Annotated in this window: 1 protein-coding gene; it reads left to right on the forward strand. The window is 67.9% G+C overall.

Going from position 1 to position 1,500, the window contains the following annotated elements:
• Positions 1–231: 231 nt before the first annotated feature.
• Positions 232–1,446 (forward strand): IS110 family RNA-guided transposase, encoded by a 1,215-nt coding sequence (locus NQU54_RS48485; RefSeq protein WP_257636642.1) that lies wholly within the window; start codon positions 232–234, stop codon positions 1,444–1,446.
• The last annotated feature ends 54 nt before the right edge of the window (positions 1,447–1,500 follow it).

The raw sequence follows: 1,500 nt of genomic DNA on the forward strand, positions 1-1,500 counted from the left end.
TCCATACCTTTCTTCGTGGGTTGATTCGGGTCACTCGTAAGATCCGGACACCCAGGGGCGCCGGGTGTGGCTGTCATGCTGTTGCCGCTCTCGTGGCTGAAGGAGATTGGCCGCCCGGTGCCCCGCGACGACTCGGCCGCTGATTGGGATGCGCGAACTGAATCGCTTGTATGGACACGTCGGCGAGGTCGTCTGCTGGGAGAGCACGTAAGCACGACGAAGGGAGACCCAGTGCCGGAACTGTGGGCGGGGACGGACGCGGGCAAGGCCGAGCACCACTGCACCGTGATCAACACCGACGGCACGAAGGTGCTCTCGCGCCGGGTGCCGAACAACGAAACCGAACTGCTGGAACTGCTCGGGGACGTCCTGGAGCTGGCTGACGGCGGCCCGGTCACATGGGCGGTCGACCTGAACGCCGGCGGGGCCGCATTGTGGATCGCCCTGCTGGTCAACCACGGGCAGAAGCTGCTCCACATCCCCGGCCGGACCGTGCACCACGCCTCCGCCGCCTACCGCGGCAGCGGTAAGACGGACGCGAAGGACGCCTTCGTCATCGCCGATCAGGCACGGATGCGGCGCGATCTGCAACCGTTGCTGGAGACCAGCGAGATCGCCATCGACCTGAAGATCCTCACCGCCCGGCGCATGGACCTTTCGGCCGACCGCACGAGAGCGGTCAACCGGCTCCGCGCGCAGATGCTTGAGTACTTCCCCGCCCTGGAGTGCGCCTTCGACTACAGCGTCTCCAAGACCGCGCTCATCTTGCTGACCGGCTACCAGACCCCCGCCGCCCTGCGCCGGATCGGCCGGGCCCGGCTGGCCACCTGGCTGAAGAACCACGGCGTCCGCGTGGGCAACCGCGCCAGAGGGGCCGCAGAAGCCGCCGTCACCGCCGCCGAGGCCCAGTTCACCGCTGTTCCCGGGGAGAAGACCGCCGCGAAGATGGTCCACACCCTGGCCAGGGAGGTGATGGCCCTCGACCAGGAGATCGCGGAGATCGAAGCCCTGATCGAGGGCCGGTTTCGCGAGCATCCCGACGCCGAAGCGATCACCAGCCTGCCCGGCATCGGCAACATGCTGGGAGCGGAGTTCATCGCCGCCACCGGCGGCGACATGACCGCCTTCGGCAGCCCCGACCGGCTCGCCGGCGTCGCCGGGCTCGCCCCTGTCCCCCGCGACTCCGGGAAGATCAGCGGCAACCTGCGTCGGCCGCGGCGCTACAGCCGCAGGCTCCTGCGGATGTTCTACCTCTCCGCCCAGGTCGCTGCCTACAGCTGCCCGGAGTCCAAAGCCTTCTACCAGCGCAAACGATCCGAGGGGAAGTCCCACAAGCAGGCCGTCCTCGCGCTGGCCAGGCGCCGTCTCAACGTGCTCTGGGCCCTCATACGCGACCACCGGACCTTCGAGGTCGGCGCGTCCCACACCGTTGCCGTAGCGGCATGAATCCCTCACGGCCAGTCACCCTGAGGGCTTGACTTCACCATTGGGAATCTCCTT

It is taken from the genome of Streptomyces malaysiensis subsp. samsunensis (assembly GCF_024519315.1).
In the GTDB taxonomy this organism is placed as follows: Bacteria; Actinomycetota; Actinomycetes; order Streptomycetales; family Streptomycetaceae; genus Streptomyces; species Streptomyces malaysiensis.